General features: G+C 67.4%; 24 protein-coding genes and 3 pseudogenes. 23 read left to right on the top strand and 4 right to left on the bottom strand.

The annotated features are described in order from the left end of the window. Window positions 1-79: 79 nt before the first annotated feature. Entirely contained in the window at window positions 80-1,003 is a 924-nt protein-coding gene (locus tag ACWPKK_RS22620) for a pirin family protein (protein WP_452008726.1), read from the top strand. 39 nt (window positions 1,004-1,042) lie between these two features. Continuing rightward, window positions 1,043-1,654 (top strand): NADPH-dependent F420 reductase, encoded by a 612-nt coding sequence (locus ACWPKK_RS22615; RefSeq protein WP_452008723.1) that lies wholly within the window; start codon window positions 1,043-1,045, stop codon window positions 1,652-1,654. 39 nt (window positions 1,655-1,693) lie between these two features. Here the strand turns inward: ACWPKK_RS22615 and ACWPKK_RS22610 are convergent, their stop codons facing one another. Next, a complete protein-coding gene (locus ACWPKK_RS22610) occupies window positions 1,694-2,641 on the bottom strand; it encodes a LysR family transcriptional regulator (RefSeq protein ID WP_452008720.1) in 948 nt (315 codons plus the stop codon). 156 nt (window positions 2,642-2,797) lie between these two features. Here ACWPKK_RS22610 and ACWPKK_RS22605 point away from each other — a divergent pair, with 156 nt between their 5' ends. The 9 genes from ACWPKK_RS22605 (at window position 2,798) to ACWPKK_RS22565 (ending at window position 10,030) form a co-directional block, all read left to right on the top strand. Continuing rightward, complete coding sequence (locus tag ACWPKK_RS22605) at window positions 2,798-3,559, top strand: SDR family NAD(P)-dependent oxidoreductase (protein WP_452008717.1); 762 nt, start codon at window positions 2,798-2,800, stop codon at window positions 3,557-3,559. Between the two features lie 47 nt (window positions 3,560-3,606). Next, window positions 3,607-3,918 carry a putative quinol monooxygenase gene (locus ACWPKK_RS22600; RefSeq protein ID WP_452008714.1) on the top strand — a complete coding sequence of 104 codons (312 nt, stop codon included), beginning with the start codon at window positions 3,607-3,609 and terminating at the stop codon, window positions 3,916-3,918. Between the two features lie 139 nt (window positions 3,919-4,057). Beyond that, on the top strand, window positions 4,058-4,987 hold the full coding sequence (locus ACWPKK_RS22595; RefSeq protein WP_452008711.1) for an AraC family transcriptional regulator N-terminal domain-containing protein: 930 nt from the start codon (window positions 4,058-4,060) through the stop codon (window positions 4,985-4,987). Between the two features lie 129 nt (window positions 4,988-5,116). Next, window positions 5,117-5,953, top strand: coding sequence for an oxidoreductase (locus ACWPKK_RS22590; protein ID WP_452008708.1), 837 nt, complete (start codon window positions 5,117-5,119; stop codon window positions 5,951-5,953). A gap of 93 nt (window positions 5,954-6,046) precedes the next feature. After that, window positions 6,047-6,190, top strand: coding sequence for a hypothetical protein (locus tag ACWPKK_RS22585; protein WP_452008706.1), 144 nt, complete (start codon window positions 6,047-6,049; stop codon window positions 6,188-6,190). A gap of 231 nt (window positions 6,191-6,421) precedes the next feature. Next, on the top strand, window positions 6,422-7,081 hold the full coding sequence (locus ACWPKK_RS22580; protein ID WP_452008703.1) for a hydrolase: 660 nt from the start codon (window positions 6,422-6,424) through the stop codon (window positions 7,079-7,081). A 149-nt stretch (window positions 7,082-7,230) separates the two neighbouring features. Then, window positions 7,231-8,184: an alcohol dehydrogenase catalytic domain-containing protein gene (locus ACWPKK_RS22575; RefSeq protein ID WP_452008700.1), complete on the top strand. Its 954-nt coding sequence runs from the start codon at window positions 7,231-7,233 to the stop codon at window positions 8,182-8,184. 67 nt (window positions 8,185-8,251) lie between these two features. After that, window positions 8,252-9,199 (top strand): quinone oxidoreductase family protein, encoded by a 948-nt coding sequence (locus tag ACWPKK_RS22570; protein ID WP_452008698.1) that lies wholly within the window; start codon window positions 8,252-8,254, stop codon window positions 9,197-9,199. Window positions 9,200-9,256: 57 nt separating this feature from the next. Continuing rightward, the gene (locus tag ACWPKK_RS22565; RefSeq protein WP_452008696.1) at window positions 9,257-10,030 is read left to right on the top strand and encodes an SDR family NAD(P)-dependent oxidoreductase; all 774 of its coding nucleotides are present in this window, start codon (window positions 9,257-9,259) and stop codon (window positions 10,028-10,030) included. 15 nt (window positions 10,031-10,045) lie between these two features. On the opposite strand, the gene ACWPKK_RS22560 is transcribed toward ACWPKK_RS22565, so the two are convergent. After that, complete coding sequence (locus tag ACWPKK_RS22560) at window positions 10,046-11,770, bottom strand: sigma 54-interacting transcriptional regulator (protein WP_452008694.1); 1,725 nt, start codon at window positions 11,768-11,770, stop codon at window positions 10,046-10,048. Between the two features lie 357 nt (window positions 11,771-12,127). Here ACWPKK_RS22560 and ACWPKK_RS22555 point away from each other — a divergent pair, with 357 nt between their 5' ends. The 10 genes and pseudogenes from ACWPKK_RS22555 (at window position 12,128) to ACWPKK_RS22510 (ending at window position 19,477) form a co-directional block, all read left to right on the top strand. Then, the gene (locus ACWPKK_RS22555; RefSeq protein ID WP_452008691.1) at window positions 12,128-13,117 is read left to right on the top strand and encodes a LysR family transcriptional regulator; all 990 of its coding nucleotides are present in this window, start codon (window positions 12,128-12,130) and stop codon (window positions 13,115-13,117) included. Continuing rightward, window positions 13,114-13,743 carry a TetR/AcrR family transcriptional regulator gene (locus tag ACWPKK_RS22550; protein ID WP_452008689.1) on the top strand — a complete coding sequence of 210 codons (630 nt, stop codon included), beginning with the start codon at window positions 13,114-13,116 and terminating at the stop codon, window positions 13,741-13,743. The genes ACWPKK_RS22555 and ACWPKK_RS22550 overlap by 4 nt, the downstream gene beginning before the upstream one ends. A gap of 179 nt (window positions 13,744-13,922) precedes the next feature. Then, window positions 13,923-14,522, top strand: coding sequence for an NAD(P)H:quinone oxidoreductase (gene wrbA / locus ACWPKK_RS22545; protein WP_452008686.1), 600 nt, complete (start codon window positions 13,923-13,925; stop codon window positions 14,520-14,522). A gap of 27 nt (window positions 14,523-14,549) precedes the next feature. Further along, the gene (locus tag ACWPKK_RS22540) at window positions 14,550-15,014 is read left to right on the top strand and encodes an ester cyclase (protein WP_452008683.1); all 465 of its coding nucleotides are present in this window, start codon (window positions 14,550-14,552) and stop codon (window positions 15,012-15,014) included. A 35-nt stretch (window positions 15,015-15,049) separates the two neighbouring features. Continuing rightward, on the top strand, window positions 15,050-15,820 hold the full coding sequence (locus ACWPKK_RS22535) for an SDR family NAD(P)-dependent oxidoreductase (protein WP_452008681.1): 771 nt from the start codon (window positions 15,050-15,052) through the stop codon (window positions 15,818-15,820). A gap of 170 nt (window positions 15,821-15,990) precedes the next feature. Next, window positions 15,991-17,637, top strand: a pseudogene (locus ACWPKK_RS22530) (ISL3 family transposase). Between the two features lie 57 nt (window positions 17,638-17,694). Beyond that, window positions 17,695-17,946 (top strand): annotated as a pseudogene (locus tag ACWPKK_RS22525) (DDE-type integrase/transposase/recombinase); the annotation flags it as partial. A 52-nt stretch (window positions 17,947-17,998) separates the two neighbouring features. After that, entirely contained in the window at window positions 17,999-18,784 is a 786-nt protein-coding gene (locus ACWPKK_RS22520) for a substrate-binding domain-containing protein (protein WP_452009623.1), read from the top strand. Then, window positions 18,781-19,083, top strand: a pseudogene (locus ACWPKK_RS22515) (PfkB family carbohydrate kinase); the annotation flags it as partial. The gene ACWPKK_RS22520 and the pseudogene ACWPKK_RS22515, both read left to right, overlap by 4 nt. Window positions 19,084-19,192: 109 nt before the next feature. Beyond that, on the top strand, window positions 19,193-19,477 hold the full coding sequence (locus tag ACWPKK_RS22510; RefSeq protein ID WP_452008678.1) for a PfkB family carbohydrate kinase: 285 nt from the start codon (window positions 19,193-19,195) through the stop codon (window positions 19,475-19,477). Between the two features lie 44 nt (window positions 19,478-19,521). On the opposite strand, the gene ACWPKK_RS22505 is transcribed toward ACWPKK_RS22510, so the two are convergent. Together ACWPKK_RS22505 and ACWPKK_RS22500 are read right to left on the bottom strand one after the other, a co-directional pair. Continuing rightward, entirely contained in the window at window positions 19,522-20,727 is a 1,206-nt protein-coding gene (locus ACWPKK_RS22505; protein WP_452008676.1) for an ROK family transcriptional regulator, read from the bottom strand. A 510-nt stretch (window positions 20,728-21,237) separates the two neighbouring features. Continuing rightward, on the bottom strand, window positions 21,238-22,431 hold the full coding sequence (locus ACWPKK_RS22500; RefSeq protein WP_452008674.1) for a transposase: 1,194 nt from the start codon (window positions 22,429-22,431) through the stop codon (window positions 21,238-21,240). 295 nt (window positions 22,432-22,726) lie between these two features. On the opposite strand from ACWPKK_RS22500, the gene ACWPKK_RS22495 reads away from it, so the two are divergent. Beyond that, window positions 22,727-24,037 carry an ABC transporter substrate-binding protein gene (locus tag ACWPKK_RS22495; RefSeq protein ID WP_452008671.1) on the top strand — a complete coding sequence of 437 codons (1,311 nt, stop codon included), beginning with the start codon at window positions 22,727-22,729 and terminating at the stop codon, window positions 24,035-24,037. A gap of 141 nt (window positions 24,038-24,178) precedes the next feature. Next, the gene (locus ACWPKK_RS22490) at window positions 24,179-25,051 is read left to right on the top strand and encodes a carbohydrate ABC transporter permease (protein ID WP_452008669.1); all 873 of its coding nucleotides are present in this window, start codon (window positions 24,179-24,181) and stop codon (window positions 25,049-25,051) included. Window positions 25,052-25,053: the final 2 nt, after the last annotated feature.

Raw genomic sequence — 25,053 nt, 5'->3', positions numbered from 1 at the left:
TCCCTCACCAGCGATGCCGGGCCGCACTTCCAAAGAAGCCAGCCCGGCGCCGCATCTTCCAAAATCGGGAGTTCCCGCCATGACCGTCCGCCCTGCCGCCGGCGTCGAACACATCCTGCTGCCGGCCGTCCGCGACATCGGCGACGGATTTCAGGTCCGCCGCACCCTGCCGTCGGCCATGCGCCGGTCGGTTGGCCCCTTCATCTTCCTGGACAGCTTCGGCCCGGTGACCTTCACCGCCGGCGAGGGCATGGACACCCGCCCCCACCCGCACATCGGCCTATCGACCCTGAGCTATCTGATCGAGGGCGAGATCGTCCACCGCGACAGCGAGGGCTTCGTCCAGACCATCGAGCCGGGGGCGGTGAACCTGATGACCGCCGGGCGCGGCATCGTCCATTCCGAACGCACCGCCCCCGCCACCCGCCGCAGCGGACACCGGCTGTTCGGCTTCCAAAGCTGGATCGCCCTGCCGACGCGGCATGAGGAGACCGATCCCGGCTTCCAGCATGTGGCGGCCGACGCGCTGCCGCGGATCGAAGGCGAAGGCATCGACCTGCGTCTGATCGCCGGCTCGCTGCTGGGCCGGCGAGCGCCGACACACACCTTCTCCGATCTGTTCAACGCCGATGTCGTCCTGCAGGACGACGCCCGGCTGCGCGTCGACGCCGAGCATATCGAGCGCGCCGCCTATGTCGTCGACGGCACGGTGGAGGTGGTGTCCGAAGACGGCCTTTTCCGCAAGGATCAGCTGATCGTCTTCCAACCGGGGGCGGAGATCGTGCTGCGCGCCGTCGGTCCGGCCCGGCTGATGCTGCTGGGCGGCGAACCGCTCGACGGACGCCGGCACATCCACTGGAATTTCGTGTCCAGCCGGCGCGAGCGCATCGAACAGGCCGCGCAGGACTGGCGCGAGGGCCGCTTCCCCGCCGTCCCCGGCGAAACCGACTTCATCCCGCTTCCAGAACCGACTTCGAAGCCCGCGGCATCCCGCGCGGCCTGATCAATCCATCCAATCTCTTATCTCGAAAGGACCATCATCATGACCACCTACGCCATCCTGGGTTCGGGCGCCATCGGCGCCGCCGTCGCCGGCCAGTTCGCCCGCAAGGGTATCGAGGTTCTGCTGGCCAACAGCCGCGGGCCGGAAACCCTGGCGGATCTCGCCCACGATCTGGGGCCGAGCGTCGTCCCCGCCACGGTGCAGGACGCGCTCGCCGCCGACATCCTCATCCTGGCGGTGCCCTATGACGCCGTTCGCGATGCCGTACACGGGGCGCCGGCCTGGAACGGGCGCATCGTCGTCGACGCCACCAACGCCATCGACTTCCCGGCCTTCACCCCCCGTGAGCTGGGCGGCCGGCCGTCCACCCACATCGTCGCCGATGCCGTGCCCGGTGCGCGCGTCGTCAAGGCCTTCAACACCCTACCGGCCGCGGTTCTGGCGAAGGAACCGCAGGAGAATGGCCTCCGGCAAGACGGACGCCGTGTTCTCTTCCTGTCCGGCGACGATGAGGGCGCCAACGCCGAAGTGGCCGGGCTGATTGAGCGACTGGGCTACGCCCCCATCACGCTGGGCCGCATCGCCGAAGGTGGCCGCCTGCAGCAGTTCGGCGGCGCACTGATGGTCCACAGCCTGATCAAGCAGGGCTGATCGTTCGAATTTTCGACCGCAATGGTCGGAGTCATCCAACTACCGACGGGCATCCGGTTGCGTCATTTCCCTCCCGCAACCGGCATCCGCCGCAGGGTATCCCGCCTTGACGGCATCGATGAAGGCACGAAGCGCCGGCGCCATCTGGCGCTGCTGCGGGTAGCAGAGGAAGAAGCCGGGGAAGGGCGCGCAATAGTCCTCCAGCAAGGGGACCAGCTTTCCGTCGGCGATCAGGGAACTCAGCTCATGCTCGATCCAAAACGCAACGCCGATCCCCCGCACGGCGGCCTCTATGGTCAGGCGCTGGTCGCTCAGCACCAGGGGGCCGTGCACCTCCACCTCCATCCAGGCGTCGTCGACGAAGAACTCCCAATTGTAGGGGGCGATGCGGCCCGGCCAGCGCCAGCGGATGCAGCGGTGGGACAGCAGATCCTTCGGCGTCTCCGGCCGGCCGTGGCGGGCGACATAGTCGGGCGACGCCACTGCGATCTGGCGGAGGTCGCCGCCCATCCGCAGGGCGACCATGTCCCGCTCCACCACCTCCCCCAGGGTGAAACCGACGTCGAAGCCGGATGCGACGAGGTCGACCACCGCATCGTCCACCAGAATGTCCAGCGTGATGTCGGGATAGGTCCGGTGGAAGCCGGCCAGGATCGGTTCGATGTGGCGCCGGTACACCGCGCGCAGGCAACGGACGCGGACGACGCCGGCTGGCCGGTCGCGCAAGTGGCCGATGTCGTCCAGCGCCGCGTCCAACTCCGCCAGCGCCGGGCGGGCGCGCAGCAGAAGCCGCTCGCCAGCATCGGTCAGCGACACGCTGCGCGTCGTCCGGTGCAGCAGGCGCACGCCCAGCCTCTCCTCGAACCCACGGATCGTCTGGCTGAGCGACGAGGGCGCCAGCCCCAGCTGCTCCGCCGCGCGGGTGAAGCTGCCCAGCTCGGCAACCGCGATGAAGGCGCGAAGATCGGCGTTCCCAGTCGACCGCATGTCAGAAGCCCCGTTTGCCCACCCGTCGATTATGCGGCGGATCCGAACAAGCCATTCGAATCCCGGCCGATTATTCCGGCCGGCCCCCGCCGCTAACTTCTGGACCAGGCCGGCCGATTGACCGGCACCCGAACCAGCAACGAAGAGGCAGCCATCATGACCAGCATCTTCAACACGGTAAACGAAGTCGAAGGCAAGGTCGCCATCGTGACCGGTGCGGCCAGCGGCATCGGCCGCGCCACCGTGGAACTGCTGCACGCCCGCGGCGCGCGGGTGATCGCGGAGGACATCAACCCCGCGGTGGAGGAACTGGCCCGTCCGGGTCTGGTTCCGCTGGTCGCCGACATCGCCACCGACGGCAGCGCCGAACGGGCGGTGGAACTGGCGGTGGAGCGCTTCGGCGCGCTCGACATCCTCGTCAACAATGCCGGCCGCATTATCTACAAGCCGCTGACCGAGACCAGCCGCGAGGACTGGGACGGCATCCTGGCGACCAACGTCACCGGCGCCTTCCTACATTCCCGCGAAGCGATGAAGGTGATGATGCCGCGGAAGAGCGGCGCCATCGTCAACATCGCCTCCTATGCCTCCTATTTCGCTTTCCCCGGGATCGCCGCCTACACCGCCTCGAAGGGCGCGCTGGCGCAGCTGACCCGCACCCAGGCGCTCGAGGCGATCCCGCACGGCATCCGCGTCAACGCCATCGGCGTCGGCGACGTGGTGACCAACATCCTCAATCACTTCATGGACAACGGCCGCGAATTCCTGGCCGACCACGGCAAGGCCGCTCCCATCGGCCGCGCCGCCCAGCCCGAGGAGATCGCCGAGGTCGTCGCCTTCCTGGCGTCGGAGCGGGCGAGCTTCATCGTCGGCGCGGTCGTGATGGCCGACGGCGGCATGACCGTCACCGCCGGCTGAGGCGCCCTCTCCCTTTCATCTTCATTTCAGCACAGAGCCGATCCGCAATGAACGTCCTGACCAAGCTGATATTCTTCACCGCAAGACCCGGGCAGGGAGAGGCGCTGGGCGCCCGTCTCCTGGCCCTGGTCGAACCAAGCCGGAGCGAACTCGGGTGCCTGCGCTACGACGTTCACCGTTGCGACGGGGATCCCAACCAGTGGTTCGTCTATGAGAACTGGGCGACCGGTGAGGACTTCGACGCCCATATGCGTACGCCCTATGTGCAAGCCTTCATGGCCGAACTGTCCGGGTTGTGCGCCGGCGGGGTTTCCGCACACAGCGCACAGCGGCTCACCTCGAACTTCTGCCCGCGCTGAGTTCCCCTGAGGAAACGGCAAGGCCCGGCTCTCCGGTTCATTCCTCGCCGATGTTTGCACGATCCTCCTTGGGACCTGTGAGCATCGGCGCCTGCACGCTAGATTGACGGGCTGCGGATTGACAGGTACGGGAGCTTCCATGTTCAAGGAGACCGAGTTCTCGCTGATTCTGGACCGTGTGACCTCCGACCTGGGTGACGGCGTTCACCCAACGCAAATCCCCCGGCTGGCGGTGATCCGCGCCGGCAGCCCGACCGAACAGCTCCACGCGGTCTATGAGCCCTCCGTGTGCTTTATCGCGCGCGGAGCCAAGCGCACCATCGCCGGTGACCGAATTCTGGATTATCGGGCAGGCCAGTATCTTGCGGTATCGCTCGACCTGCCGGTGATCGGGCAAGTGACGCAGGCGACGGCAGAGAACCCCTATCTCTGTTTGCGCCTGACGCTCGATCCGGCACTGCTGAGTGGCCTGATCTTGGAGGCGGGATTGAGGGTTCCACCGCAGACGGAACAGGGGCTTGCCCTGACGGCCAGCCTTGCCACGGCAGAGATGATCGACGCGGCGGCCCGGATGGCGCGGTTGCTGGAAACGCCCGAGGCTATTCCGGTGCTGGCGCCGCTGGTGGAACGTGAACTGCTCTACCGGCTGCTGACCGCCGACCAGGGCACCCTTCTCCACCGGATCGCTCTGGGCGAGAGCCGCACCGCGCAGATCGGCCGCGCGATCAAATGGATCAAGGACAATTTCCGCGAGCCCCTGCGCATCGAGACTGTGGCCGCCAAGGCCAACATGAGCCCATCGGCCTTCCACCAGCACTTCAAGGAAATCACGGCACTCAGCCCGCTTCAGTACCAGAAGCAGCTGCGCCTGCAGGAGGCGCGGCGGCTGATCCTGGCCAATCTGGCCGACGCCGCCAGCGCCAGCTTTGCGGTGGGGTATGGCAGTCCATCCCAGTTCAGCCGCGAATATGCCCGCCTGTTCGGGTTCCCGCCCATTCGCGACGCCGCCCGCCTGCGCACCTCCATGACCAGCGACGATGCAGGCGCACGGCGGGCCGCCCAAGCCTGACGACCAGTTCTGGAGGATCGTGCAATTCTGCCGGACCTCCGCTCTACAGGGTGAAGGCCATCCGGCCCTATCCTCTCTTCATCGAGACCGCACCCGAAAGCGGTTCTCCAGCGAAGAAGGAAGACGGACATGAGCAAGGTTTGGTTCATCACCGGCAGCGCGCGCGGCATCGGGGCGGAGGTGGCGAAGACGACGTTGGCCGCCGGCGACCGGGTGGTCGCCACCGGCCGTAAACTCGACCAGCTGCGTGCGGTCTATGCCGACCATGGCGACCGCGTGCTGCCGGTGACGCTCGACGTCGCTGACGAAGAGCAGGCGGCGGCGGCAGTGCAGGCGGCGATCGACCGCTTCGGCCGTATCGACGTCTTGGTCAACAATGCCGGCTTCGGCCAGCTTGGCCTGTTTGAGGAGATCGAAGCCGCGGATATCGAACGGCAATTCGCCACCAACGTGTTCGGCCTGTTCCACGTCACCCGCGCCGTCCTGCCGGTGATGCGGCGGCAACGGTCCGGGCATATCCAGAATCTCTCCTCCATTGGTGGCGTTCTCGGCTTCGCCGGCGCCTCGGTCTACTGCGCGGCGAAATTCGCGGTGGAGGGCTTCTCGGACTCGCTGGCCCCGGAGGTGGCGCCTTTCGGCATCCACGTCACAGTGGTCGAGCCCGGCTTCTTCCGCACTGATTTCCTGGACGGCAGTTCTGTTCGCTACGGCTCCAAGCAGATCGCGGATTACGCCGCCCACTCCGCCGAGCAGCGGTCCACCTATGACGGCTACAGCCACAAACAGCCGGGCGACCCGGCCAAGTTGGCCGCCGCCATGGTCGCGCTTGCCAACACACCTGAACCGCCCCGTCACTTCCTGGCCGGCTCCGACGCCGTGGAGATGGCCAATGGAGTGATCGACCGACGCCGCGCCGAAATCACCGCGTGGCGGGACCGCTCGGTCGGCACCGATTTCGCTGCCTGATGCCGCCGGGAACGGTCGCGGCCATTTTGACCGCGACCGCTCCTGTTCTGGGGGATTGGGCAAGATCACCGTTACGACAGGAGAGATGCCCTCATGCTTTGCATCGGCATCGTCGCCGCGTCGCTCGGCCTGCTTCTGCTGGTCGGGAGCGACCGAAGCTTTCAGCTTCCAGTTCGCCATGAAAGGCGCCAGCGCACCACGCGCCACCGGCCGAGAGGGGAAGAGTTGCTGGGGTGAGGTTCAGTCGGTGACAGCCCCGCGCCTTGCCGGCTGGGTCAGCCGTGCAGCCGAGGACTTCGTCACCACCGTGCAAACCGAGACCGGAACCCTTTGACCACTGGTTGCCGTCCAGGCAACGGCGCGTGACCAAACCGCGTTCGCCGGAGGACACGCTGCCCCGTAGGTTTCCTTCATCGGCTTCCAGGCGGCGATGGCGCCGCAGCGGATCACCTGACGAAGGTTCCCATCATGAACAGCGCCTCCTTTCAAAAGACCGGCCTCGGCACCATGCTGACGCCCGATAACTGCGCCCTGATACTGATCGACCATCAGCCCTTCCAGGTCGCCGGCGTGAAGAACATCGACGTTTCACTGATGATCAACAATGTCGTGGCGCTCGCGAAGTCGGCGAAGGCCTTCGGAGTGCCGACTCTGCTGACGAGCGTCATCAAGGACCGCGGCGGCAACATCCTGAAGCCGCTGGCGGAGGTTTTCCCGGAACAGACGCCGATCGACCGCACCTTCATCAACACCTGGGAGGACGAAAACTGCGTCGAGTGGGTGCGGCGCACCGGTCGCAAGAAGCTGGTCTTCGCCGCGCTGTGGACCGAGGTCTGCCTCGCTTTCCCGGTGATCCACGCCCTCGGCGACGGGTACGAGGTCTATTTCGTCACCGACGCATCCGGCGGCACCAGCCAGGAAGCCCACGAGATGGGTATCGCCCGCATGGTCCAGGCCGGAGCCGTCCCGATGACGACTATCGTCTTCATTTCCGAACTGCAGCGCGATTGGGCACGGACTGAACAGGCGGCGAGGACCGCGGAGATCATCCTGGAGCATGGCGGCGCCAGCGCCAGCGCGCTGGCCTGGGAACTGCAGTTGCTGAACGCGGCGGCCACCGCCGCCTAAGCCGTGCAACCGCAGCGGCGGCCACGACGGCGCCGCAACCCAGGCGCCCCCCGGGACCGCAATGGCGCCCCAGCTGCAAGGAACAGCCCCATGTCAGATGCCAACCCTTCGACGAAGCAGCCCGGCGCAAAGCCGCGGCTGGCCTCGCGATGAGCGCCGTCGACCGTTTCCATCACCCCGGCCCGCCATCGGTGCTCGTCCTTGAGGATGACGACATCCCCCCGCCCGGCCCAGGCGAGGTCCGTTTCCGTGCGCGCGCCATCGGCGTCAATTTCGTCGACACCGCGTTACGCGACGGCAGCTTCAACACCGCCTTTCCGGCGGTCGGCGGGGTCGAAGCCGCCGGCGTCATCGACGCGGTCGGTCCGGGCGTGACGGACCATGCCGTCGGCGACCGCGTCGGCTATTTCTTCGCGCCGGGCAGCTATGCCGAGCTGCGCAACGTCCCGGCGGAGGTGCTGATCCGGCTGCCGGACGACACCGCCTTCGACGATGCCGCCGCAATCATGACGAAGGGACTGACCGCCTGGATGGCGATCCGCCATCTGCATCCCGTCGAACCGGGCGAAGCGGTCCTCATCCAGGGTGCCGCCGGGGGCGTCGGGTCGCTCACCGCGCGCTGGGCGGATGCGCTTGGCGCCCAGGTCGTCGGCACCGGTTCCGCCACCAAGTTGGATGTGCTGAACGGGTCGCACGTCAACAGCGTCGACTCCCATGATCCGCATCTGGCCGACCAGCTGCGCCGAATGGTCCCCGGCGGCTTCGATCTGGTTTGCGAATTCGTGGGCCGGGCGACCTTCCCAACCTCCGTGGCGGCGGCTCGCGACGGCGGCGAGATCGTCATGATCGGCGCCGCATCCGGCCGACCGGAGGTCGACCGCGACACCTTGGCGAGCCGCCGGATCCGCCTGTCGGGCGGCAGCACGGCCCAGCTGGTCCGGGGGCCGCTTCTCGCCAGCGCAAGCGCGGAGGTCTTTGACGCCCACCGCCGGGGCGTGTTCGGGACGCTGCGCCTCAGCCGCTATCCGCTGGCCCAGGCCGCCCGTGCCCACGAGGACGTCGCATCGCGCAACCGCGATGGTCTGCTCCTGCTGATCCCCTGAAGCCCCGCTCAAGGCCGCCGCCGAAGACCACGGTTCAAGGCTTCCGTGGTGGCCGGAGGACATCGTCATGCAAACGCTACGTTTCGAACGGACCGGCGATCCGTCGGTCCTGTCCCTAAGGGACCTGCCGGCGCCGGTCCCCGGTCCCGGCGAGGCCCTCGTCGAGGTCCATGCGGCGGCGATCAACCCGAGCGACGTCAAGATCGTCGGCGGCGCCTTCTCGCCCCGGCTCCCCGCCACGCCGGGCCGGGACTATTCCGGTCGGGTCGTGCAGGGCGACGGCTGGGAGGGGAAAGAAGTCTGGGGCAGCGGGGCCGGCTTCGGCTTCCGCCGCGACGGCGCCCACGCGCGCTACGTCGTCGTCCCGATCGACGAGCTTTCGGCCAAGCCGAAGACCCTGTCGATGGAACAGGCCGCCGGCGTCGGCGCGCCCTTCGTCGCCGCCTGGAGCGCGCTGGTCGATGCCGGCCAGTTGCGCGAGGGCGAAACGCTGCTCGTCACCGGGGCGTTGGGAGCGGTCGGCCGGGCCGCGACCCAGATCGCGCACTCCATCGGTGCCCGCGTCATCGGTGCCGACATCGCAGACGGGCGGACGGAGGCGGACACCTGGATCGACCTGCGCCACCAGGACCTCGTCGCCACCGTGCGCGACGCCACGGAGGAGAAGGGCGTCGACATCGCCCTCGATGCGGTCGGCGGCCCGGTCTTCGAAAAGGTCCAGCAGTCGCTTGGTCTCGACGGGCGGCATGTCGCGATCACCAGCGTCGGCAATCGCCGCGTCGAATTCGACCTGATCGATTTCTACCACAAGCGCCTGCGCCTGATCGGCGTCGACACCGCCAAGCTGACCGGACCGATGGTGGCCCGGATCCTGGACCGTCTTCGCGAAGGATTTGACATCGGCACGCTGAAACCGCCGGTGATCCGCAACTGGCCGCTGCGGCAGGCCGTCGATGCTTATCGGGCGGTGGCCGCTGGCGACGCCGGCGCCAAGCACGTCCTGATCCCCGAGTAAGCGGATTCCGCAGGTTGCAGTCTGCACAATCACAGCTGGAGCCCAGCAATGCATATCATGGACGATTTCACCGGCAAGGTGGCGCTGGTCACCGGTGCGGGTTCCGGCATCGGCCGGGAAGCGGCTCTGATCTTTGCGGCGCGTGGTGCGCATGTGTTCGGGGCCGACCTGAACGAGGCGGGCCTCATGGAGACGCTGGAGCATATCGCCCGGGCTGGCGGCCGCGCGTCGGTGCGCCGGACCGACGTGTCTGACGAAAGCGAGGTCGCGGCCCTGCTCACCCATGTCGAATGCGAAGGCGGCCGTCTTGATGCCGCCTTCAACAATGCCGGCGTCACCGGCGGTACCCACCGGGTGGAGGACTACCCGGTGGCGGATTTCGAGCGGGTGCTGGGCATCAACCTGCGCAGCATCTTCCTGGGCATCAAGCACGAGGTGCCGCTGATGCTGCGCAGCGGCGGCGGCGCCATCTGCAACACCGCCTCGGTGGCCGCACTCACCGGCCCCGGCGGGATGAGCGCCTATGCCGCATCCAAGCACGGGGTGCACGGCCTGACGCGGGTCGCCGCCATGGAGAACGCGGCACGGAACATCCGCGTCAACACGCTGGCGCCCGGCTTCACGGAAACCCCGATGGTCGTCGCCAACAGCGCGCAGAATCCGGCCTTTGCCGCCAACGCCACTGCGGCGATCCCGGCCGGGCGCGCCGCCCACCCGCGGGAAGTCGCCGAAGCCGCGGTCTGGCTGTGCTCCGACCGCGCCAGCTATGTTTATGGCCACATGCTGGTGGTGGATGGCGGGATGACGATCGGCGGGTTCGCGCCGGAATGACAGAACCTTGCTGTTCTAGAACATGTCCTTGGCTTCATCCTCCCCCACCTCGCGGCTCTTGCGGAATCGGTAGGCAAGCTGGGGGCGCGTCATTCCCAATTCACGGGCGGCGGCGCTGAGATTGCCGGAAGCACGCTCGACCGCCCTGGCGATGATCTCATTCTCGAAGGTCTCAAGCGAGAAATTGCCATCAAGTAGCTGGTCGAACGAGGGGCCGCTCTCCATCGCCGCCGGCTCTTCGGTCCCGCCCATCGACAGGCGGCCCGCCCGCGAAACACTGAAGAAGCGCGGGCTGTCCTGGTCGAGCGGCGAGGAGAGATGCGACAGGTCGATTGTCCCGGCCTCCGGTGCGAGGATCACCGCGCGCTCGATCATGCTCTCCAACTCGGCGACATTGCCGGGAAACTCGTAAGTCAGCAGGAAGGCGATGGCGCTCTGGGCGACCGACCGGATCTGCTTGCCGTGACGGCAGGCAAATTCCGTCACGAAATGCTTCAGCAGCAATGGGATGTCCGACCGCCGTTCACGCAAGGGGGCCAGACGGATCGGAAAGGCGCTGAGCTTGTAATAGAGATCCTCGCGAAAGCAGCCGTCCCGCACCGCCGCCATCAGCCTCGGTGTCGAGGCTGCGACGATGCGCACCTTCACCGGGCGCGGCTGACCGCCGCCAAGCCGCTCCACCTCGCCGGCCTGCAGCACCCGCAGCAGCTTCGACTGCGCCCGTGCGTCGAGGCAATGGACGTCCTCCAGGAATAGGGTTCCGCCGTTGGCCCGCTCCACGCGGCCGTTGCGCGACGTTGCGACTCCGGCCAACGCTCCCTTCTCGACGCCGAAAAGCTCCGCGTCCAGCACGTCGCCGGCCGCCTCCGAACAGCTGAAATGGACGAAGGGCTGACGCGCGCGCTTGCTCAACCGGTGAAGGGCGCGGGCGCTCGCCTTCTTCCCGACACCCGCTTCGCCGACCAGCAGCACCGGCGCATCGGTCGGCGCGACCTTGCCGATCAGATCCATGGTGGAGACAAAGTTCGGCGACATGCCGAGCAGCCGGCCGTCCGACCATTCCAACGCCGGAGCCGCGACACCGGCCGTCCGCTCCCACTGATCGGTGTCGCTGTTCCATGGTTCGGACAGGCACAGGCCATTTTGCAGGTCGTCGCGGGCGCCATCCTCCCAAAGCTCCGCCGGCTTGCCGACGATGCGGCAATGGGCATGGCCCATCGCCCGACATTCGACCTCCCGGTACAAGATCGGGCGGCCCATGAAGACGCTGGTGTAGCCGGTCGCATGACCGATGGCGCTCCAGCACACCGGCTCCTTGCTCAGGCCATATTCCTTCAGATGCGCCTCGACCTCGATCGAGTTTCGCCAGATCCATTCTCCGGCGTGGAAGTTCGTCGCTGGATCGAAGGAATGGGCGACGGGCTCCACCACCACCATGCCTTCGATCGCGTGCAGCCGCGGGCCGGCCAGGAAGTTGGTCAGCATGTCCGATTCCGGCCGGGCGCGTCGGGCCAGCGCCGCGTCGGAACTGCCACAGGCATGACCCATGCGCATCAGCATCCGCTTCGCAGCCTCCTGCCCCACCGTCTCGATCAACTCCTTGCGGAAGGCGGCGTAGGCGGAGAGATGCAAGAGCATCATGCGCTCGCGCTCGAGCCAGATGCAGCCGTCTTCTGGATTGAACCGAATCCGTGCGGACAGCGCCCCGATATCGACGCCGAGTTCGGGCTCGGTGTTCATCGCCATGCACCCGACAACGGAGCGGAATGCTCACCCTTGCCGGGCGAACGGGGGACGACGGCCGTGGAGTGGAGCATGAACCCTCATTCACCAAATCATGCAGGTCGCCGGAAACAATGTGTTCAAATGCTTACTTTGGCAACGCCTCCGTTGGGGGTTAGTGAGCCTTCCCAAGCCCAGATCAAGCTTAACGCATTGAAATAAGATAATTTTTAAAGTTTCGTCACTCGGGTTCGATCGTTGCTGGCACCGTCCTGCCGATCGCATGCACCCTATCCTGGGTTAGAGACCGCGCTCCGGACCGCGTCGAAGAACGCAGTCGGCCGCCGGTTCAAACAAAAGACCGGGAGAGGTCAGATGACACGGTTCGACGGTAGGGTAATCAGCGGCGTCGGGGTGTTTGCCGCCGCTGTCGAGACGGGGAGCTTCGTCCGGACGTCGGAGGTCGTCGGGTTGACGACCTCCGGAGTCAGCCGGGCGATCGGCCGGCTCGAGGAGCGCCTGGGCACCCGCCTTTTTCATCGCACACCGCAAGGAATCCGGATCACCGAGGATGGCCGCCGGTTCTACGAACAGACCTTGCCCCTGCTTGAACAGCTGGCACAGTCCGCAAGCGCCGTACGGCCGTCAAACGGCTGCCTCGCCGGCACCATCCGGCTGAACGCCGATTCCGCCTCCAGCCATTTCCTCCTGCCCGTCATCCGCAGCTTCACCGAAGCCCATCCGGAGGTGAACCTGCGGCTGGAGGTGCAGGAACGGCCATTGGATCCTGCTGCCGGGCCCTTCGATCTGGCGATGCACCTCGCCGATGCCGACTGGCCAAGCGCGGTCGGGGAACCGCTTTTAGAGAGCGAATCGATTCTCTGCGCATCGCGCAGCTATCTGCGGTCCAAATCGGCGCCGACGACACCGACGGAGCTGACCGGTGCGGGGCACACGCTTCTGCTCGACGAAACCAACGAACGCCGCCGAACTCCCTGGCTCTTTACCCGCGGCACGCAGAAGGTCGCGATTGAGGCCAGCCGACATCTGAGCTTCAACACGCCGATGATGGTCCTGATGGCGGCGGTTCAGGGCGGCGGCATCGCAAAGCTCCCCCGCTTCGTCGCCGCGACCGAGTTGGAGGAGGGGCGGCTGGTCCGCATCCTGGGCGACTGGCATGCGGGCTTCGCCTGCACCTATGTGTATCGCCAGCCCGGCAGCGCCCCCAACGCCAGGACCGACGCGCTTCTCAAGCATCTGAGGACCGCGAGCAATGCATTCGCCACGCACACTCCGTTGGGGGCCTTCGAGCCGGGCCACATCCCGGCCCTGACATCGGACGCTGCACTCCGGAGCATCGGATGACCCTCCGCAACCAACGCCCTGCCAGCGAGCTGCGCCCCTATCACCATGGCAAACTGGCAGAAGCGCTGGTCAGCGCGACGTTCGACATCGTCCAGGAGAAGGGGATCGAGGGGGTTTCCGTCCGCGAAGCGGCGCGGCGCGCCAACGTGTCCCCTTCCGCACCGTTCAAGCATTTCAGGAACCGGGCTGACCTGATGCTGGCCGTCGTCGACAAGGCGGTCGAAAGCCTGAGGATCGCGGTCGAAGCGTCCTTCCTGTCCGAATCCGATCCCCTGGACTGCGTCCGCGCAGCCGGCGATGCCTATCTCTCCTGGTCATACTCCCACCCCGTCCACATGCAGATCATCACCGCATCCTGTGCCAACCTGCCGCGGTCGGCGGATGCTCAGCACCAGATCGACAAGATGATCGGGTACTGGTTCGCATGGTTCGGTGCTGCGGCGGCCTCGGGTGCGCTGAGGGGCGATCCCGATCCCAGCATCGCCGCCGTCGCGAGCGGCGCCCAGCTTTACGGCCTGTCCTCGGCCTTCCGCGAGGGACGCTGTGTTTCCCCGGCCATGGCGGCCGATCCGCTCGCGACGATGAAGAGCGCCTTCGACCTCCACCTCGCCAATCTGCGCTCCTGACCCTCGGGCGCAGCTGACGCTTTGTCATCCGCGCGGTGACGAATTGTCGGTCGTGTGACCTTAGCCTGGCCGCTTAGCATCGTGACGGTGACTGCATGCCGGCGGGATTGCCACGGCACCAGCGGCTCCGCCCCCAGGCCGCCACCGCAATCCGCACAAACTCGAAAAGGATCGCTTTCATGGCCAAGGTTCTCGTCCTCTATTATTCGTCCTACGGCCACATCGAGACGATGGCCTACGCCATTGCCGAGGGCGCGCGCAGCGCCGGTGCGGCGGTGGACGTCAAGCGCGTGCCCGAGACGGTGCCGGAAGCGGTGGCGAAGAACGCGCATTTCAAGTTGGACCAGAGCGCCCCGGTCGCCACCGTGGCGGAGTTGGAGCAGTATGACGCCATCATCGTCGGCACCGGCACCCGCTTCGGCCGCATCTCCTCGCAAATGGCGGCCTTCCTCGACCAGGCCGGTGGGCTGTGGGCCCGCGGCGCGCTGAACGGCAAGGTCGGTGCGGCCTTCACCTCCAGCGCCACCCAGCATGGCGGCAACGAGACCACACTGTTCTCCATCATCACCAACCTGCTGCATTTCGGCATGGTCATCGTCGGCCTGCCCTACAGCCACCAGGGCCAGATGAGTGCGGACGAGATCGTCGGCGGCGCACCCTATGGCGCCACCACGGTTGCCGCCGGCGACGGGTCCCGCCAGCCGTCCGAAATCGACCTGGGCGGTGCCCGCCACCAGGGTGAACTCGTCGCCCTCACCGCGGCCAAGCTGTTCGGCTGACCTTCCGCCATCACAGAGAGTTCCGCAATGTCCAACACGCCCCAGAGCAAGGCGGCGATCGCCGTCGTGCGTCTCAACACCGAAGAGGTCCAGGGCCGCGGCAATTACGCCCTGTTCGAGGAACTCTTCGCCTCCGATTACATCGACCACACGCCGCAGCCGGGCGGCACATCCGACCGGGCCGGTACGCTGCGCCTGTACAAGGCCTTGCGCGCAGCCTTCCCGGATTTCCATGCGGACATCCATTGGCAGGTCGCCGACGACGATCTGGTCACCACCTTCAAGACCTATCACGGCACCCACCAGAGGCCGTTCCTCGGCATAGCTCCCACCGGCATGGCCATTGCCTTCGAGACGGTGGACGCCATGCGCGTGCGCGACGGCCGCATCGTCGAGCATTGGGGCGTCGCCAACCTCTACAAGCTGCTGGAACAGTTGGGCGCCTTGCCCACAGCTCAGCCTCCGGCCCAGCCCGCCGGTGTGTCGGCCTGATCCGGCGCGCCCTCCTCTCCTCCACGAGGTCCATGATGAGCAACATTCTGAACGGCAAGGTCGTCGTGGTGACCGGCGCGTCGAGCGGAATCGGCCGGGCGATCGCACTGCGCGCGGCCGAGCATGGCGCCCGCGCGGTGATCGTCTCCGATGTGACGGAGACGCCGCGCGAAGGCGGCGAACCGACGGCCGATGCGATCAGGGCGCTGAACGTGCCCGCCCATTTCGTGAAGACGGACGTCAGCAAGCGCGCCGAGAACGACGCGCTGGTCGCCGCGGCGGAGGAATTCGGCGGCGTCGATGTCTTCGTCGCCAACGCCGGCATCACGCTGCGCACCGACGGCGCCGAGGTGCCGGAGGAGGACTACCGGCGGCTGATGGCGGTGAACCTGGACGGTGTCCTCTTTGGTGCCCAAGCGGCGGCCCGCCAGATGAAGGCGAAGGGCAAGGCCGGCAGCATCGTCCTGATGGCCAGCATGGGCGGCATCGTCGGTGCCGGGACCACGGTGGCCTATTCGACCAGCAAGGGTGGCGTGGTCCTGATGGCGAAGTCGCTGGCAGATGCGCTCGGTCCCGACGGGATCCGCGTGAACGCCGTCGCCCCCGGCACCATCGACACGGTGCTGCTGCGCACCGCCCCCGGCATTGCCGAAGCCGCCGAAGGTTTCCGCCAACGCACGCCTCTACGCCGTCTGGGGCAGCCGTCGGAGATCGGCGATGCGGTGGCCTATCTCGGCTCCGACCTGTCCAGCTACGTCACCGGTCACGCCCTGACCGTCGATGGCGGCCTGCTTGCGGTGATCTGATCCTGGTGCAGCGCCAGCCGAAAGACCGCGCAGCATCAGTTCCGTCATGATCGCCAAGTCGGAGTAACCGGGCTTTGATCTTGCCCCGTTTCGGTGGTTCTTGCGCAGTTTGCGTGGATGGTCTTGGTTGCGGTAGCGAGCAGACCGGGTATTGCCCACATGGAAGGAGCATGCAGATGTTCTCTTTCTTTCCGGGCTGCCGCGTGCTTCAGATCGAGCGCGGCAGCCGCGGCTCCCTTGTCATTCTCGCAGATAGCCGCCGAGGCAGTGCTCGTTGCCCGCACTGTGGCGCCGTCAGCCGCGTGGTTCACAGCCGGTACCGGCGATCTCCTGCCGACCTGCCGGCCTTTGGGCATGAGCTCCGTGTTGCCTTGCTGGTCCGGCGGTTCTATTGCCGGCAAGCGACCTGCCCCAAACGCACGTTCGCCGAGCGCTTTGCAGGCGCTGTAGAGCCTCACGCCCGCCGCACCGGGCGGCTGGCCAAAGCACTGGGCCGGGTCGGGATTGCTCTCGGGGGTGCTGCGGGGGCGCGGCTCGCCCGTGGGCTTGGAATGCCCGTCAGCAGGGACAGCCTGCTACGCGTCATCCGGGCATTGCCCCTGCCGGCCGTTGAACCGCCACGCGTCGTTGGGGTGGATGACTGGGCGCTGCGCAAGGGGCGGACCTATGGCACGATCCTCGTCGACCTGGAACTTCGTCGTGTCCTCGACCTGCTGGCCGATCGATCCGCCAACACTGTTGCAGGCTGGTTGCGCGACCACCCTGGCATCGCCGTGGTGGCGCGGGATCGCTCCGCCGAATATGCTCGTGCCGCCACCAACGGCGCTGGTCAAGCGACCCAGGTTGCCGACCGATGGCACCTGCTCGCCAATACGCGCCAGATGCTTGAACGCTGACTCTTCGCCGTCCATGGGCGGCTTCGCCGGTTGCCGCCGGTCCACACCGACGCATCGGCCATCGCACCCCGACGCACCCGAGCCTTCCCGCGCCCGCATGCCGAGAGAGTGGCGAGCATCGCAAGCCACGAGCGGTGGCTGGCCGTCTATAAGGAGGTCCGGCGCCGCCATGCCGCCGGCGAGACGCTGCTGGGCATTGCCAGGTCGATGGGCCTGGCGCGGGGAACGGTCCGTAAGTACGTGCAAGCGCAGAGCTTTCCGGAACGCGCATTGCGGGCTCCGGGGGCGAGCGCGTTGGATCCCTTTATCCCGCATTTGGCGGCGCGTGTGGCCGCAGGCTGCGAGAATGGCATAGAACTGTGGCGTGAGGTTCGTGCGCTGGGTTACCTCGGCCGGGCAAAAGCGGTGCATCTCAGGCTGCAACAGCACCGAAGCGTCCCGGCGAAGACGACGCCCCACCGCTGGCGCAAGGAGACGCCAACCCGATCAGGAGGCCCACCAGCCCTCCTGTCGCCCAAGTGCTTGGCCTGGGCTCTGGTAAAGCCGGCCGAAGCGCGCAATGATGAGGAGGCTGCGGCTGTTGCCCAGGCCGAGCAAGATGCCGAAACACAAACAGTGGCCGGCCTCGCGCGCCGCTTCACGGCACTCGTGCGCGCGGCCGGCCGAACTGCAGAAAGCAACCATGCCGCCGCCGGACTAGAGGCTTGGCTCACCGAGGCAGGTTCCTGCGGTATCACGGCGGTTCAGACGTTTGCTGCCGGTTTGCAGCAGGATGGCGCTGCAGTTCGGGCGGCACTCACATTGCCGTGGAGCAGTGGGCAGGCTGAGGGGCAGATCAACCGCATCAAACTGCTCAAGCGTCAGATGTACGGCAGAGCCAGCCTGGATCTGCTCCAGAGACGAACCCTCCTGGCGGCGTGATCCACGCAAACTGCGCAAGAACCCCAACCGGGGCAAGATCAGGATGTCATGCCCGGAGTGGAGGATCGCCAGCACAAGGGGATCAACAACCGAGCCGAGAACTCCCACCAGCCAACCCGACGGCGGGAGCGGCAGATGAAACGCTTCAAGTCAGCCCGGCAGGTTCAGCGCTTCCTCTCCGTCCACGACCCGATCGCCAATCTTTTCCACCTTCGCCGAGACCACCGCCCCGCTTCCGACTACCGCGCCGCCCGCGCCCAGGCATTCGCCACCTGGACTGAGGTCGCCGGCGCGCCGTTGGCCGCGTGATCGCCCGGCGTCGGGCGTCCGTGGGTAGCCCACGCCCTCCCGAACCGCCAGGATCAACGAGTTAACGATACCCATCTGCAACACCGACGAGCCGGGCAAGCAGATCCGCGCCTTCGAGGCGCTGCACAACCGCCGGATCGACGGGCTCACGGTGATGACCAGCAATGCCGATCCCGGTTTCCTCGACGACGTCCAGGCGCGCGCCCCAGACCTGCCGCTGCTGCTGCTCGACCCCGACCCGCGTCCGGGCGCCTGCACGGTGACCGACGATTCGGTGATGGGCGGGCGGCTGGCCGCCCGGCTGCTTGCGGAGCGCGGCTTCCGCCGCATCGCCTGCATCACCGGTCCGGGGCGGCATCCGCGCTCCCGCGCCCGGCTGGCCGGCTTCGTCGAGGAGTTGGGCAAGGCCGACCTGACGCTCGACCCCGCCCGGATGCGCGAGGCCGACCTGACCATCGCCGGCGGCTATGCCGCGGCGGCCGACCTGCTCGATGCCAGCCCGCTCGATCCCGGCCTGCCCGACGGCGGGGATGCGCCCGACGCGATCTTCGCCTTCAACGACCTGATGGCGGCCGGCGTGCTGCGCGCCGCGGCGGAACGCAGGCTGACGGTTCCGGACCAGCTGTCGGTGCTGGGCTATGACGACATCGAACTGGCCGCCTACCTCACTCCGCCGCTTTCCACCATCCGCCAGTCGGCGGGCCTGCTCGGCGCCCGCGCGGCGGAGCTTCTGATCGATCATCTGGAAGACGGCCGGCCCCTGCCCGACCTGTTGTCCCTGCCGCCCGACCTCGTGCTGCGCGCCTCGGTCGGCCGTCCCTGCGAGAGGCTTTCATGACCCTGACCCGTCCGATTACCGTTCTCGGCAGCGTCAACATCGACGTCTGCGCCTATCCCGACCGGCTTCCCCGTCCGGGCGAGACCGTGCACGGCAGCGGCTATGCCATGGGGCTGGGCGGCAAGGGCGCCAACCAGGTCGCGGCTGCCGCCCGGCTGGGCGGACAGGTCGAGATGGTCGGCCGCACCGGGAGCGACGCCTTCGGCGAGATGGCGCACAGCCGGCTGGCCGGCTTCGGCGTTCGGACCGGCAATCTGTCGGCGGACCCGGACCATCCCACCGGCATCGCGGTGGTCGGCGTCGAGTCCTCGGGCGAGAACTGCATCTCCGTGGTCGGCGGCGCCAACATGGCGGTCGGCACGGACGACGTGGCCCGGGCCGGAGGACGCCGCCGCCGCGGACCGGCTGTTGGAACGCGGTCTGGCCTTCGCCATCGTCAAGATGGGCGCCAAGGGCGTCTATTACCGGGGATTGGGCCAGCAGGGCTTCGTTCCGCCCTTCCCGGTGACGGCAATCGACACCGTCGCGGCCGGGGACCGCTTCAATGGCGGTCTGGCCTTCGCCCTGGCGCGCAGAGACGATCTGGCCGGCGCAGTGCGCTTCGCCGTCGCCTGCGGCGCGCTCGTCACCACCCGCGCCGGTGCGGCGGACTCGGCTCCGACGCTGGCGGAAGCGGCGGCCCTGCTCGGCTAGGCCGACCCGGTCGCCCGAACCGGCCGCCATCGTGTTCCGAGCCGTCAGGCCAATTCCCGTGCCATGCCCGACCGGATCAGCAGATCGGTGTCGGGCGAGAATCGCGCCTTCAGCGGCAGCATCGCCGCCCCTAGTACGCGCGCCATCGGGCCGATCGATCCCGCCGTCACCGGCGCGGCCTTCAGCCCCGACCGGTTGAAGCGCTCCACCGCAGCCGACAGGCGTTGCGTAAAACGGTCGCGCCAGGGCGGCGGAAGGAAGCCATCGACCACCACCTCCTGGAAGTCGATGACGCTGAGCGCGGAGACGACGGCGCGCGACAGCTCGGCGCAAGCCGTTCCGGCCCAGGCGTCGAAGATGGCGTCCGCTCGCTCGCCGCCGCCACCGGGCAGCACGGCCGACAACGCCGCCGACGGGTCGATCCCTGCAGCCTCCAGGTCCCGTTCCAGCAGAAAGATGGAGGCGCTGTGGATCAGCTGCCCCGGCGGATTACCCGGCCCGGCCGGACCCGTGGGCATCGAGCCGATGGCCCCCGCATTCCCCTGCTCCCCCCGATAGAGTCGCCCGTCGATCACCACCCCGCCGCCGATGAAGGTGCCGAGATAGATGTAGAGCGCGCTACGGCTGGTGATGGCATGGCCGGCGATCATCTCCGCCGCGCAGGCCGCCGCCGCGTCGTTGTAGAGCGTCACTGGCAACCCGGTCTCGCGGGCGAAGGCACCGCCGATGTCGGCGTCGCGCCAGCCGTCCAGCGCCCCCGGCGCCAGCCCCAGCTCCGCCGACCACGCGTGGATCTCGTCCGGCATCGCCACGCCCAGCCCGACCACCCGCGACCGCGCCGCCGGCGACAGATGCGCCAGCAGCCCGACCGCCTGGGCGATCGCGGTGGAGATCGTCGGCTCCGGCAGCGGCGCGTCGTAGCGCACGCGGCTCGCCCCCAGCTCCTCGCCCAGCAGGTTGATCAGGATCGCCTCGACGCTGCGGCGGCCGATCTTCACCCCCAGCGAATAGGCCCCGTCCGGATTCGGCGCGATGGGCGTGGACGGCTGGCCGACCTGCCCGCGCACCTTGTCCAGCTTGACCAGCAGCCCGTCCTCCAACAGCCGGTTGACGATCACCGACGCCGCCTGCCCGCTCAGCCCGGTCTCCCGCGCGATCTCCGCCTTCGACAGCATGCCGGTCTGCAACAGCGCATGCATGACCAGCCGCTCGTTGTAGGCGCGCAGCCCGGTGGTATCGCCGCCCCGCATTCTCCTGCCGCCCCCGCCTCGATTACGACCAATAGTTTGTATAACAACCAGTTGTAACAAAATCAAAGTGATTTATTAACTCGGCCAACCAACGCCTCTCCCGCCCCGGGAGAGGACGTAGAGCCGACGGCCGCAGGCCGGACGAGCACCGAAGGTGATCGTAGGCGGAGCGCGGTCGCGAGACTTGCGAGCGATCTTGGACCCGCCGAAGGCGTGGAGGGTGAAGGGTAGCGCAAGAATACAGAACCGCATGGCTCAACGCATCATTTCTTATCCCATGCCCTTCGGAAGCCACCGAAATACCCTCCCCCTTTGAGGAGAGGGCTGGGGTGAAAGGGAGGCGTGCAGCGTGACCATCCCAAAACTCTCTTTCCCGTGCCCCCACCCCAACCCTCCCATAGGCGCTAACATGCTGGCCCGCTTATGAAAGGATGCGGTATAGTTTCGGTCTGGCGTTTTCGTCGTCTGGGCGGGTCGGCGATGTGTCGGGTGAGCCACGGTGCCAGTGGATCAAGCGACGGCCAATGGAATGGCCCGAACACTGCCAAGCACAGGCTGTGGGCCAAGAGCGCGAACATGCGCCACAGGGAGAACCCCTGCGGCATGCGCGGGCTGCCCAGGGGGGAATTGCGTCGCCGCCCTGGCAACTTTATCCTCGATGAGCAGCGCCGCGATCAGCATGGCGTAGATCCAGGCAGTCGCGGTTGCCGGGGTGCGTACCGGCACCTCGCCCAAGCCGAGCAAGGTTTTCCAGCGTTTGATCGCCAGTTCCACCTGCCAGCGCAAGCGATAGGCGGCCAGCACCGCCGCCGCATCGAACGCGGCGGCCGGCAGCGAGGTCAGCAGCAACACCCAGTCGGCCGCCTCCAGCGAGCGCGCGTCGGGCGTCTTGCCCTTGCGTTTGGCGGTCTCACGCACCCGGCGGCGCGCTTGTTCGCACGCCGCCGCCGGCTTGCGCCCGGCGACCAGGCGCAGGTGCAGCGGCGGCAACGCCGGCTGGTGGTCGTCGACGACCACATCCCAGGCTCCCGCCGGGCCGTCGAGCCGCCGTAAGGCGTCGAACAGATCAAAGCGCCCGCCCGCCGGGGTCAGCAGGCGCGCCGCCGCCCAACTCGTCCGCCCGATGAGGTCGCCGCCCGCCGCCAGATGGCCGCGCAGTTCGCGTGGATGCGGGTAGCCGGCGTCGGCCAGCACGACGGTGCCGGGCAGCGGCGGGGCAAATCGGCCCAGCCGTTCGCCGCCGTGCCCATCGGTGAGGCTGGCTTGGCACATGCACCCGCGCCCGAGGTCGTAGCTCAGGTGCAGCCGCCAGGAGGTGCCGGAGGCGCCAGGGACGCTGAGCGCGGTGGCATCGACCAAGCGCAGTTGGTACCCGGGCCAACGCGGCGGCACCGCGGCACGCGCCGCCAACAGCGCCCCGGCGATCTCACCCAGCCACCCGCCGGCGTTCTGGAAGCGCTTCTCCCAGGCTGGGTTGGAAAGCCGGGCCACACCGATCTCCGCCGCCCAGGCGCAAGTCTGGCGCAAGGACAGCCGGCACACCTCAGAGGCCAGACAGAGGCGAAGAAGCACCGCGGCGCTCGGCACGCCGCGGGCTTGGCGGAAGGCCCCCGTCTCGGCTGCGCTCGCCTCAAGGTCGATGACCGAGCGGACCAGCGTCTCAACCGCACGCCAGGGGGCATCGGTGGGATCGGTCGCAAACATCCCGGAAAAACAAAGCCCGGGGCAATTCCTCACCCCCAAACCCTCTATCGCAACAGTCTCATGTTAGCGCCTATGCCCCAACCCTCCCCCGCTGGGTGGGGGAGGGAGACATCGCCGAATATTAAAATCAGTGTGATTTATCTATTGCCCTCCTCCGTCGCCTGCGTCATAGTGTTCGTGCGCCATACAAACCGAATGCCACAGATGCATCCAGGCGTCGGGCGACCAGTCGCAAGGGCCGGCGGGAAGAAAGCCAGGGCGCGGCCGGACGGGGACATTGGGGAGGAAAACAGGAATGAAGCGTGCGCTTTCGTTGATCGGCGCGGCCGTCGCCGCGTTTCTCGGCAACTCCGCCCAGGCGGAGACTCTGTCCATCGCCACGGTGAACAACGGCGACATGATCCGCATGCAGAAGCTGGCGGAGCACTTCACCAAGGCCCATCCCGACATCACGCTGAACTGGGTGACGCTGGAAGAGAACGTGCTGCGCCAGCGCGTCACCACCGACATCGCCACCAAGGGCGGCCAGTACGACATCCTCACCATCGGCACCTACGAGGTTCCGATCTGGACCAAGCAGAAGTGGCTGATGCCGCTGACCAAGCTCGGCTCCAACTATGACGCCGATGATCTGCTGCCCTCCATCCGCAGCGGCCTGACCACCGACGGCACGCTCTATGCCGCGCCCTTCTACGGCGAAAGCTCGATGGTAATGTACCGCAAGGACCTGTTCGAGAAGGCCGGCCTGACCATGCCGGAGGCGCCGACCTGGGCCTTCGTTGCCGACGCCGCGCGCAAGCTGACCGACAAGAAGAGCGAGGTCTACGGCATCTGCCTGCGCGGCAAGGCCGGCTGGGGCGAGAACATGGCCTTCCTCAGCGCCATGGCGAACTCCTTCGGCGCCAGCTGGTTCGACATGAACTGGAAGCCGCAGTTCAACACCGACCCGTGGAAGCAGACGCTGACGACATATCTCGGCCTGATGAAGGACGCAGGCCCGCCGGGCGCCTCCTCCAACGGCTTCAACGAGAATCTGGCGCTGTTCCAGTCCGGCAAATGCGCCATGTGGATCGACGCCACCGTCGCCGCCTCCTTCGTCTCCAACCCGGCGCAGAGCAAGGTGGCGGACAAGGTCGGCTACGCCCTGGCCCCCGACACCGGGCTGGGCAAGCGGTCCAACTGGCTGTGGGCCTGGAGCCTCGCGGTCCCCGCCAGCAGCAAAAAGGGCGACGCGGCGCAGACCTTCATCTCCTGGGCGACGTCCAAGGAGTATCTCGACCTCGTCGCCAAGGAGGAGGGCTGGGCCAACGTGCCGCCGGGCACCCGCAGCTCGCTCTACACCAATGCCGAGTACCGCAAGGCCGCTCCCTTCGCCGACCTGACGCTGAAGTCGATCCAGGCCGCCGACCCGCAACACCCGACGGTTCAGCCGGTTCCCTACACCGGCGTGCAGTTCGTCGCCATCCCCGAGTTCCAGGGCATCGGCACGGCGGTCGGTCAGGCCTTCTCCGCGGCGCTCGCCGGCCAGACGACCGCCGATCAGGCCCTGCAGACCGCCCAGACGCTCGCCACCCGCGAGATGACCAAGGCCGGCTACATCAAGTGACCGGTCAAGGGTCCGTGTATCGGATCACCGCATGGGAAATTCCCCCTCTCCCCCCGGGAAGAGGGGATTATTCCCGCATTGTTTCTTTCACAGTCACGCCTGACTGCGCGTCCCCCAACGCCGTTACCCAAGAGTCGAGCCATGGCCACCGCCCATTCGCGTGCAGCCGCGCGCCTGACGATGTCTCCGGCCGTCGTCCTGCTGCTCGGCTGGATGCTGATCCCGCTCGCGATGACGCTCTACTTCTCCTTCCTCCGCTACAACCTGCTGATGCCGGGGACGGAGGAGTGGATCGGTACGCTGAACTACCAGTATTTCCTGACCGATCCGGCCTTCTTCGCCGCACTCGGCAACACGCTGGCGCTCGTCGGCGGGGTGCTGGTGCTGACCATCGCCGGCGGGATCGGGCTGGCCCTGCTGCTCGACCAGCCCTTCTGGGGGCGGGGCATCGTCCGCCTTCTGGTCATCGCCCCCTTCTTCGTCATGCCCACCGTCTCGGCGCTGGTGTGGAAGAACATGCTGATGAACCCGGTGAACGGCCTGTTCGCCGCCATCGCCAAGGGGCTGGGCCTCCAGCCCTTCGACTTCCTGGCCGAGGCGCCGCTGTCCTCGATCATCCTGATCGTGACATGGCAGTGGCTGCCCTTCGCCACGCTGATCCTTCTGACCGCGCTGCAGTCGCTCGATCGTGAAAGGCTGGAGGCGGCGGAGATGGACGGGGCCGGTGCGCGCGACCGCTTCATCCACATCATCCTGCCCCATCTGGCCCGCGCGATGACGGTGGTGACGCTGATCCAGACCATCTTCCTGCTGTCGGTCTTCGCCGAGATCCTGGTGACGACCAACGGCGGCCCCGGCACCGCCACCACCAACATCACTTATCTCGTCTATGCCCAGTCGCTGCTTCAGTTCGATGTCGGCGGCGGCTCCGCGGGCGGCATCGTCGCCGTCGTCCTCGCCAACATCGTCGCCGTCTTCCTGATGAGGATGATCGGCCGCAACCTGGACATCTGACC

This window comes from Azospirillum largimobile, assembly GCF_977007025.2.
The sequence above is the reverse complement of the archived record's forward strand: the minus strand, read 5'-3'. Positions and strand labels throughout refer to the sequence as shown.

What these genes read in the sequence shown, in the direction of transcription:
- ACWPKK_RS22620 (WP_452008726.1), top strand. Translation starts at nt 80, where the DNA reads ATGACCGTCCGCCCTGCCGCCGGCGTCGAACACATCCTGCTGCCGGCC.
- ACWPKK_RS22615 (WP_452008723.1), top strand. Translation starts at nt 1,043, where the DNA reads ATGACCACCTACGCCATCCTGGGTTCGGGCGCCATCGGCGCCGCCGTC.
- ACWPKK_RS22610 (WP_452008720.1), bottom strand. Translation starts at nt 2,641, where the DNA reads ATGCGGTCGACTGGGAACGCCGATCTTCGCGCCTTCATCGCGGTTGCC.
- ACWPKK_RS22605 (WP_452008717.1), top strand. Translation starts at nt 2,798, where the DNA reads ATGACCAGCATCTTCAACACGGTAAACGAAGTCGAAGGCAAGGTCGCC.
- ACWPKK_RS22600 (WP_452008714.1), top strand. Translation starts at nt 3,607, where the DNA reads ATGAACGTCCTGACCAAGCTGATATTCTTCACCGCAAGACCCGGGCAG.
- ACWPKK_RS22595 (WP_452008711.1), top strand. Translation starts at nt 4,058, where the DNA reads ATGTTCAAGGAGACCGAGTTCTCGCTGATTCTGGACCGTGTGACCTCC.
- ACWPKK_RS22590 (WP_452008708.1), top strand. Translation starts at nt 5,117, where the DNA reads ATGAGCAAGGTTTGGTTCATCACCGGCAGCGCGCGCGGCATCGGGGCG.
- ACWPKK_RS22585 (WP_452008706.1), top strand. Translation starts at nt 6,047, where the DNA reads ATGCTTTGCATCGGCATCGTCGCCGCGTCGCTCGGCCTGCTTCTGCTG.
- ACWPKK_RS22580 (WP_452008703.1), top strand. Translation starts at nt 6,422, where the DNA reads ATGAACAGCGCCTCCTTTCAAAAGACCGGCCTCGGCACCATGCTGACG.
- ACWPKK_RS22575 (WP_452008700.1), top strand. Translation starts at nt 7,231, where the DNA reads ATGAGCGCCGTCGACCGTTTCCATCACCCCGGCCCGCCATCGGTGCTC.
- ACWPKK_RS22570 (WP_452008698.1), top strand. Translation starts at nt 8,252, where the DNA reads ATGCAAACGCTACGTTTCGAACGGACCGGCGATCCGTCGGTCCTGTCC.
- ACWPKK_RS22565 (WP_452008696.1), top strand. Translation starts at nt 9,257, where the DNA reads ATGGACGATTTCACCGGCAAGGTGGCGCTGGTCACCGGTGCGGGTTCC.
- ACWPKK_RS22560 (WP_452008694.1), bottom strand. Translation starts at nt 11,770, where the DNA reads ATGAACACCGAGCCCGAACTCGGCGTCGATATCGGGGCGCTGTCCGCA.
- ACWPKK_RS22555 (WP_452008691.1), top strand. Translation starts at nt 12,128, where the DNA reads ATGACACGGTTCGACGGTAGGGTAATCAGCGGCGTCGGGGTGTTTGCC.
- ACWPKK_RS22550 (WP_452008689.1), top strand. Translation starts at nt 13,114, where the DNA reads ATGACCCTCCGCAACCAACGCCCTGCCAGCGAGCTGCGCCCCTATCAC.
- wrbA (WP_452008686.1), top strand. Translation starts at nt 13,923, where the DNA reads ATGGCCAAGGTTCTCGTCCTCTATTATTCGTCCTACGGCCACATCGAG.
- ACWPKK_RS22540 (WP_452008683.1), top strand. Translation starts at nt 14,550, where the DNA reads ATGTCCAACACGCCCCAGAGCAAGGCGGCGATCGCCGTCGTGCGTCTC.
- ACWPKK_RS22535 (WP_452008681.1), top strand. Translation starts at nt 15,050, where the DNA reads ATGAGCAACATTCTGAACGGCAAGGTCGTCGTGGTGACCGGCGCGTCG.
- ACWPKK_RS22505 (WP_452008676.1), bottom strand. Translation starts at nt 20,727, where the DNA reads ATGCGGGGCGGCGATACCACCGGGCTGCGCGCCTACAACGAGCGGCTG.
- ACWPKK_RS22500 (WP_452008674.1), bottom strand. Translation starts at nt 22,431, where the DNA reads ATGTTTGCGACCGATCCCACCGATGCCCCCTGGCGTGCGGTTGAGACG.
- ACWPKK_RS22495 (WP_452008671.1), top strand. Translation starts at nt 22,727, where the DNA reads ATGAAGCGTGCGCTTTCGTTGATCGGCGCGGCCGTCGCCGCGTTTCTC.
- ACWPKK_RS22490 (WP_452008669.1), top strand. Translation starts at nt 24,179, where the DNA reads ATGGCCACCGCCCATTCGCGTGCAGCCGCGCGCCTGACGATGTCTCCG.